7 protein-coding genes and 3 pseudogenes are annotated in these 8792 nt (G+C 37.9%); 8 read left to right on the forward strand and 2 right to left on the reverse strand.

From position 1 onward, the window contains the following. On the forward strand, nt 1-171 hold a 171-nt coding region (locus tag BFN00_RS13185), incomplete at its 5' end, for a transposase family protein (protein WP_071852087.1). Between the two features lie 166 nt (nt 172-337). Here BFN00_RS13185 and BFN00_RS13190 read toward each other — a convergent pair. Beyond that, nucleotides 338-1048: pseudogene (locus BFN00_RS13190) on the reverse strand (Fic family protein). 268 nt (nt 1049-1316) lie between these two features. Between BFN00_RS13190 and BFN00_RS13195 the strand changes: the two are divergent. Continuing rightward, the gene (locus tag BFN00_RS13195; RefSeq protein WP_071852088.1) at nt 1317-2006 is read left to right on the forward strand and encodes a GntR family transcriptional regulator; all 690 of its coding nucleotides are present in this window, start codon (nt 1317-1319) and stop codon (nt 2004-2006) included. Between the two features lie 316 nt (nt 2007-2322). Continuing rightward, a pseudogene (locus BFN00_RS16310) lies at nt 2323-2820 on the forward strand (IS4 family transposase); the annotation flags it as partial. A 19-nt stretch (nt 2821-2839) separates the two neighbouring features. Here BFN00_RS16310 and BFN00_RS15985 read toward each other — a convergent pair. After that, nucleotides 2840-3013 (reverse strand): hypothetical protein, encoded by a 174-nt coding sequence (locus tag BFN00_RS15985; protein ID WP_004281965.1) that lies wholly within the window; start codon nt 3011-3013, stop codon nt 2840-2842. 299 nt (nt 3014-3312) lie between these two features. Here BFN00_RS15985 and BFN00_RS15990 point away from each other — a divergent pair, with 299 nt between their 5' ends. From BFN00_RS15990 to BFN00_RS15845, 5 genes and pseudogenes are all read left to right on the forward strand, one after another. Further along, nucleotides 3313-3489, forward strand: a complete 177-nt coding sequence (locus tag BFN00_RS15990; protein WP_171260806.1) for a hypothetical protein — start codon at nt 3313-3315, stop codon at nt 3487-3489. 974 nt (nt 3490-4463) lie between these two features. Continuing rightward, nucleotides 4464-5657 carry a phosphotransferase enzyme family protein gene (locus BFN00_RS13215; protein ID WP_071852091.1) on the forward strand — a complete coding sequence of 398 codons (1194 nt, stop codon included), beginning with the start codon at nt 4464-4466 and terminating at the stop codon, nt 5655-5657. A gap of 53 nt (nt 5658-5710) precedes the next feature. Next, nucleotides 5711-7879, forward strand: coding sequence for a TonB-dependent siderophore receptor (locus BFN00_RS13220; RefSeq protein WP_071852090.1), 2169 nt, complete (start codon nt 5711-5713; stop codon nt 7877-7879). 28 nt (nt 7880-7907) lie between these two features. After that, entirely contained in the window at nt 7908-8477 is a 570-nt protein-coding gene (pnuC, locus tag BFN00_RS13225) for a nicotinamide riboside transporter PnuC (RefSeq protein WP_004281962.1), read from the forward strand. Nucleotides 8478-8600: 123 nt separating this feature from the next. Beyond that, nucleotides 8601-8792: pseudogene (locus BFN00_RS15845) on the forward strand (IS701 family transposase); the annotation flags it as partial.

Below are 8792 nucleotides of genomic sequence, written 5' to 3' on the forward strand. Positions count from 1 at the left end.
GAGAAAAATTACAATAAAATGATTGGAAAAATACGAGTTGTAATCGAACATATTAACAGTCAATTGAAAAGATTTAGAATACTAAGTGAACGCTATCGAAATAGACGGAAAAGATTCGGTTTACGCATTAACTTAATCGCTGCACTGGTAAACCGGATGAACTTGCAATAACGACTTTCGCAAGAGATCTAGTGCATTAAGTGATTCGGTTGCCTGAAATTGTGTTCTCATAGATGATAAAGGCTGAGAAGCATCGTTTACTGGCATCATATTTAAGACAAATGGAGAGTAAAAATAACTCTCCATTTCTTCATTCAGTGACATTTGAATAAAATAACTATAGTCCTAAAATGACCTGATAAGGTTTAAACCCTTCTAATACAGCATCCGAAATTAATTGGATAAACGCTTCAGTTTTTCCATAAGTCATCCATTGATCAAGAGCTTCATAGTAAGCCAGTCGATTTTCTACAGTGATGACACAAGGTGGATAACCAGCTTTTAGTAATTCTAAATTCATTAAAAGACGTGATGTACGGCCATTGCCATCAATGAATGGATGAATACCAACAAAATCAGCGTGTACTTTGGCTGCACGTTCGATAGGATGAAATTTGTGTGCGTCATTATTATACCAGTCGATTAATTGAGCCATCTTGTCGTTTAATAAAGTGTAATCAGGCAGGGTAGACGTAGCACCCGAGATCAATATATTTTGCTGGCGATAGCGTCCAGCATTGTCATCATCAATGTTTTTTAGAATGAGCTGATGGATATTACGAATCTGCCATTCAGAAAACGGCTCTTTTTTTTCGAATGATATCTTCAACATAGTAAATTGCATTTCTATGGTTGATCACTTCGAAGTGTTCTCTTAATGCCTTCTAACACTACTTTAGTTTTTAAAAGAAAGAGTATATTTCCTTCAATTGCATTCGAATGATAGGTTCAACGGACAATAAGATCATCTTGTAAATTTTTGACAATTGACGGAGAGAGGGCGACGTTGATCTAGTTTTTTCTTTAAATCCTCAATAGCTTTAAACATAACCTTATCTTTAAATTTGTCTTAGTCGATAATGCATGAAGAAATAAAATCAGAAATGTAGGGAGATATCATTACATTTTGCATTGATTGTAAAAGTGGGGATTGAAACGATATTCTCTCAGAATCAGGTATCAATCATGCTGGTAAAGATTCTCATTAAGACAAGGGAATGCATCTTTTTACTGATCTGTACCTTGTTTTCAATTTTCCTCTGTTCTTTAATTTAGTACTATCTTTATCACTTATGAGCACTCACTGGATTCACTGAATGAAGTATATGGAAATCAGAGATTTGATTGAGGCTGAATTGAAAAATTACAGTTCTAATCAAATGATTCCATCGGAACGGTACTTGGCATTAAAGTTTGACTGTTCAAGGGAAACAGTGCGTAAGGCCTATGAACAGCTTCGTGCCGAAGATAAAATTTTCAAACGGCAAAATCTCGGCTGGTTTGTGAGTAATAAAAAAATTCAATACTATCCAAACTCAATTGAAAATTTTAGTTCTTATATGAAGGCACAGGGTTTTAATGCCAGAACAGAACTGATCTCGACCAGGCAGCTGGAGCGATTTGATCACAGTGATGTTTTTAGTGAAGCCACTAGAAGACTCGGCTTTATTGAAATTATCCGTTTACGTTATGCTGATGATGTACCGGTACTCCTAGAATATAATTATCTACCTGTTGCGCTGTTTGCAGATGTGCTGAATTATGATGTGATTACTTCGGTCCAAGATGTCATTAAAAATCACTTTGAATACGATTACACGAGTAGCCAGTTAAAAATTAAAAATACCGGTGTGTCTCATTTTGAGAGCCAGCACTTGGGTATTCCTTTAAGTCAAACTGCCACTTATATTGAACGTATTTCAAAATCAGATGATCTAGTGATTGAATATGACATCGAAATCTGGTCACAGGACAAAATTGAAATGACCCTAGATATTCACGCATAAGCTTATATTTATATCCTGCCCATTCAAATCCTAAGAAGTTAAATGGTTTTAGGATTTTTTTTATTTTCTTAGATTAGCATTAGACCGCCTTCATAAATCATTCTTACTCAGTTGCAAATTATAAATTCCAGCAACTAGATTGAATCTCAAAAGGGGGGCTTTTAGCTCTATTGCGATAACGTTCTGAAAGCATTTTGAAAGTTTTTAGACTGCCAATCCATACTTAATTTCTATTCTTCTTTATTGATTTCCTGATTATAGATTTTTAGTTCAGGATCCAGTTTACAGCGGCTTTTGGCCTCTAATGGCAACAGGGTATTGGGAAGCGCGTTTGATTGAGGTTAAGCAGGCAGGGAAAATTAGACGTTATATCACTTTATTAATGGACCCAAAGACATATCCACTGATAGGCTTGGCGAAGCTTTATGCTCAGCGCTGGGAAATAAAAATGTGTTACCGAGAAATCAAAAGTGATTTACAGGAGGGCAAGCATTTGAGGAGCAAGCAACCTGATTTAGTTTATCAAGAATTATGGGGGGTATTGCCTATAATATTCTAAGAAGACAATGAAACATATGGCTCAACGTGCAAAAGTCAGTCCTTTGAGAACCAGCTTTCATATTGCATCTATTGGCATTCTGAATATATTAAGATTCGACTCTTTAGACTCCGCAGGTAATTTACCTAAACATTTAGAAAGTTTACTGGAAAAATCTAAGAGATATGTTTTGCCTGAGAGGGAGTGAGGAGTTGCCCACGAGTTATGAAAGGGACACCACAGAAATACCCAAGAAAATGCCAGTCAATTTCTTAACTGACCGGCATTCCTTTAATTAAGGGCTTTCAGATGATTCAGATTTTTTGTCTTTCTCATTTCCATAATCTAAAGCAACCTGTTGTGCTTCGGCGGCGGCAGTTGCTTCTATTGGAATGGATTCATCTGCAATAGCTACTGTTCCAGTAAATCCAAATAAGCTCAGGATTAGAATCTTTGAATACTTTTCCATCTGAATTTCCTCTATGTTTCTAAAACTTAATTTCAGTGTAGAGGCTAAGTTTAAATTCCGATGTATGAGCTATGTCTGCGTATGTAAGATATTCAGGATCCAAGTTATAGAACCTTGGGTTTAGGTAAGAATACTTATCGGATGAGTTTTTTTTGTAGCGTTAATTGGCCAAATACAGACCGATTTTCTTAAAAATCTTTTATAGCGAAATAATTTAATGGCAAATTATAAAAAGAGCATAGCAAATGGTCAACTGCGGTAATCCCCCCTACAATAAAATCCAAGAAGAAATAAACAATATGGAACCAGGTACGATGAAATGGATCAGCAATAATATTGAGTTAAATGACATGCAGGGTGTCCATACTTTCTTATTAAGTTTAGAAGAAGAAGGTGGTGTTGATATGATCGCAGTAGGTCATGAGTCTTATATAGGACATCGCCCAGTACATAAGGTTAAGTTTGAAAAGAATTAGCACCTCCTCTGAGAGATTTTTCTTTACCAGCCCTATCTTTGTAACATCCAGTAATTTTTTTGTAACCTTATTGTTATTTATTGTTCACTTTGTTTATTATATAAAAGATGAAAGGTGGAGAATTTAAGATGCTCACTAAGGTCGAAGCCATTGTGATTTCACTAATGGTAATTGCATTAATATTCATTATTTATGAAATGGGACAAGGACTTAATTGGACTTTATAAACGCTTTCTCAGTTTAAAAAAAGTCCTCAATTGATGGCATTAATTTATTTATCAGAAGTTTCAGAATTTTGATCTTATGCTTGGCTGACTAAAGATGAATAATATCTATATTGGTGATATTGTTTACCTAGTTTACGGTAGTCATCCAATGATGGTTGAAAAATTGCAGGATAATTTAGCTACTTGTATATGGTTCAGTGATAAAAAACATTTTTTCCGTGAGAATTTTCCCTTAAATATCTTAATAAAAAAAACGTAATTCAACAAAATATACCTGGGCGAATTCAACGCTCATAGTGTACAGGTCATTTCGACCATGGCATGTGTTACTGATCTGAACAATGAATCACTGGTAGAATTTTCTGCTGATGAACATGGATTTAAAGAGCTACTTAGTGAAGTCATGAAAATGAATTACGGTGCATTTTAAAACTATGTTATCGCTTGAACTGAGGATCAGAAAGCTTGTTTGAATCGATATATTTCATCCATAGATTATGCGCGAATGCTAAGAAATCTGTAGTTCGAATATTAACCCAAAAGAAGATCATTTTTTGATTTATGCGAGAGATCTATTTTATTTTTATATTTATAAGGCTAAACTTGCCTCCAATTTAATACTGGTATGTACCACTTAATTTTAGGACGTACTTTAAATATTAAATGTATTTAAAAATACTGTTTGCATGTTCGCCTAAACGATGATTTTCCATTACCACATGATGATCTGACTCAGGAATATTGATGATGACCATAGTTACCGATGATTTAGGTCATGGTATGGGCAATGCCTGGGAAAATAAAGACTGGGCACATATTTCTGATCCAGAATTACAAAGCCTGCAGCAGCACTATTCCTGTTTACAAGGTCATTTTCAGATTTTGTGGTGTAGTCCCCGGCCATTTTCATCTGCGGCGCTGGTCAAGGTGGAGCAGGATTTTGTGAGCAGGGATGAAGCAGTCGCGCATCAGTATTTGATTAAGCGCAGCCATTGTTCCTTTCGTCGTGCCCGCGATATTTTACAGGAGCATGCCGTTCTTCAACATTTAGCCTGCAAGGAAATTCCTGTTGCAGCATTGATTAGATCAAATCAAGGTCTGACCGCTTTAGAGCTAGGTGACTGGACCTATGAAGTCTATGCAAAAGCAGCCGGTTTAGATCTGTATGCAGATCAGCAATCCTGGAAACCTTTTTTCTATGCTGAACATGCCGCCAAGGCAGGAGCTTTACTAGCCAGACTACATCTGGCGATGCAGGATTTTCCCGAACAGCAGGGCAGATCAGCATCTTATTTGGTTTCCAATCAGCAGCTTTTAGACAGTGAAAATATCATTACAGCCATTCAACAGCGCATTGCAAACAGTTCAGAATTAAGCCGTTATTTTGCCGATAAAAATTTAGATTCTTACTTTTTAGATCGAATCTTACAGGTTCACCAGCGTATTCAGCCTGTATTGCAACAGGCAAGCAAAATTTGGACCCATAACGATTTACACGCTTCTAATCTGTTTTGGTCAGCGCCGGATGCCAAAGCTGAAATTACTGCCGTAATTGATTTTGGTTTATCTGACCGAAACTCTGCACTTTATGATCTGGCTGTGACGATTGAACGTAATTTCATTGATTGGTTGGAATTAGAGCAGAACCCACATACTCAGATTGATGAAGCTGGTTTAACCGCCTTTCTACACGCTTATTTTTCCGAAGCACATCCACAAGAAGATTTTAGTATTCTGCCAGAACTACTGAAAATCGTGCATTTGGATTTCGCTTTTTCAGAGCTGGAGTATTTTGTTGGTATTACGCACAACCTAAACCATGCAGATGCGGCTTATTACGACTGGATTATCGGTCATGTGGACTGGTTCTTTGGCGAACAAGGTCAACAATTTATCCAGACTTTAACCCGGCTCATTCAACACGAATTGCACTCTTCTTAGTTGCTCTCCCTAAATCCAGCATCATCACCCATTTCAAAGACATAAGGTTTCGTATGAACAATCGTCAACTCAAACAGAATGTATTAACTCGATCTTTAAATATGATCATTCTGTCGCAGCTTTGTTTAGCCCCGCTGACTTATGCTGAAGACGATGTTCGACAGCTTGACACGATTGTCATCACAGCTGATCAAAGCACCCCTTACTCGAGTGCCAAAGTGAATGTTGAGGGATTTTCTACGGACAGTCTGCAAAAAATACCTGCATCGGTCTCTATCTTGACTGCAGGTCTTATTGCTGAACAACATGCTCGTGTGCTGACCGATGTTGTAAAAAATGATGCAGCCATCGGTGATGGCTATGCTGCAATTGGTTATTATCCAAACTTTGTCTCACGTGGTTTTGCACTCGATTTGGCATCTAGTTACCTCATTAATGGCAATGTGATTCGTGGTGAACAAAACATTGCACTTGAAAACAAAGAACGCGTGGAAATTTTAAAAGGCATTTCCGCGATTCAAAGTGGTATGTCGACCCCGGGTGGTGTGGTCAATTATGTCACCAAGCGACCTAAAGATATCCAGGCCCTGACATTCTCTGCCGATCAGCATGGACAGTTTTCTGTTGCAACTGATGTCGGTGGTTTTTTGGGTGATGAGCAACAATTCGGATATCGCATCAATCTGGTGAATGAACAGATGGAGTCTTATGTCGATCATGTGGATGGTGAACGCTATTTAGCGGCATTGGCCTTAGATTGGAAAACATCTGAGCAATCTAAATTGGAATTTGATCTTGAAGCACAGCGTTCAGAACAACGATCAGTACCAGGTTATCAATTACTCGATGGCAAAGTCCCAGAAAATGTGAAATGGGATCGATTGCTTGGTTATCAGAGCTGGGGCAAACCGGTCACGATCGATAGTCTGAATAGCGGTTTAAAATATAGCTATGCCTTGAATGATGACTGGAACTTGGGACTTGTTGCAGCGCACAGTAAATCCAAGGTTGATGATTATTCGACATTTGCTTGGGGATGTTATGCCACGGTATGTGAATATAATGGCTTAGGCAACACCTTTGATGCAAATGGTCATTACGATATTTACGACTATCAAAATCCAGATGACACCTTTAAGACCAATCAATTTAAAGTCAAATTGGATGGGGTGATTGATACCAACTGGGCGCAACATTATCTAAATTTTGATATTACGCAAACCAATAAATCGCGAGATCGTTTTGTTGGTGTCAATGAATGGATTGGTGTAGGTAATATTTATACAGAAACCATGGATTTTGTTCCAGCAACAACGAATGCTGGACAAAATTATCAAGCGCTTAAAAGTAAACAAACCGCATTCACAGCCTTAGACCGTATCGAATGGAATGAACACTGGAGCACTTTGGTTGGTGGAAAATGGATCGAGCTGGATGAACAAGCTTATGACGAAGATCAGGTAAAGGTACGCGATACCGATTTAGGCAAATTTTTACCACAGTTTGCAGTGAGTTATAGTCCAGTAGAGTCAACGACTCTGTATGCCGCTTATGCGAAAGGTTTGTCAGATGGAAAGACAGCGCCTTGGTTTGCAGATAATGCTGCTGAAACTCTAGTGCCGATCTATTCAGAGCAATATGAAATTGGTCTAAAACAACAGATCAAGCAGTTTTTATTTACTGCCTCGATATTTGATTTACGCCAAGACAATCAATATAGCAAATCAACTGACACAGGCTTTATGTTTGTACAAGAAGGCGAGCAGCATAGTCGTGGTCTAGAGTTGGGAATCAATGGTGCATTAACGGATGATTTGGCATTAACCTCATCATTCACATGGACCAAAGCCCGTTTAGAAAATGTTGAAGCGGTTGAATATGGCAATCATCAAGCGCAAAACGTGCCAGAAGTTCGTTTCGCAACGCATCTTCGCTATAACGTACCGGGCATCGAAGGTTTCACTGTTCTGGCAGGTAGCCAATACAGTTCAAGCAAATATGCCAACAAAGAGGGCACTGCGAAAGTCGCAGGTTATAGTGTGGTTGATTTAGGCGCTGCTTATCAATTTAAGCTAAATACGACCGATGCATTGCTGCGCTTGAATATTAATAATCTGTTCAACAAGAAATACTGGCGTGATGCAGGTGAATTTTTGGGTGATGATTATTTATTCTTGGGTTCGCCGCGTACAGCAACCTTGTCATTCAATCTGAACTTCTAAATTGGCTGCTTAATCAGGTTATATTGCTATGGAAAATATAGAAATTGCAGCGTTCATTTTAAACGTTTTAGGTGTCTGGCTGACCTCCAAACAATATAAAGTCTGCTGGTTGGTGAATATTGTCGCTGTATTTTTATATATGATTATTTTTTATCGTGTCAATTTATTTGCAGACGCAGCATTACAAGCCGTATTTATCTTGATGCAACTGTATGGCTGGTATAGCTGGTCGAAGAAAAATCATGACCAGGCTATCACCGTGCAGATTGGCTATTTGAATAAAAAAATCTGGGTATATAGCCTGATTGTGGGTATTGTCGCCGGTCTGGTGATTGGCGCCTTATTTGCTCATTTCACCACAGCATCACTCCCTTGGTTGGATTCCATGTTGGCTTCTTTTAGCTTGGTGGCAAGTTATTGGGCGGCAAAAAAATATATTGAAAGCTGGGGATTATGGTGTGTGTTAGATGTGATTTATGTCGGCATGTATAGCTATAAGTCATTGTATTTAACCGCCGTGCTTTATTTTATTTTTATTCTTCTGGCACTCAATGGCTGGAGAATGTGGCGAAATCTTTATAGAGTGAAATTATCTTGAAATGACACTATTGCAAATAGAAATTTGAGGTGATGCTCTTTCCTTTAAAAAAAGTATTTATAGACTATAGGACTTACGCATTGACGGATTTAAAAAAGTCTCAAACTACTTTATAACGTATCTGTGATCAGACGAACTAAACATGCTTCTACAGCAACTTGTACATTACCCATTTATATGGGCTTTCTCATGACAGAACCAAACTCTATTAGCTGCACACAACTTGCCGAGACTTATAATATCTCGCATGACAGTGTAAATCGCTTTTTGGAGCGTGAAGACTACACAGCTCACGATCTATATCAAGAAGCAATT

The sequence above is a fragment of the Acinetobacter sp. AR2-3 genome, assembly GCF_001878775.1.
GTDB lineage: Bacteria > Pseudomonadota > Gammaproteobacteria > Pseudomonadales > Moraxellaceae > Acinetobacter > Acinetobacter lwoffii_D.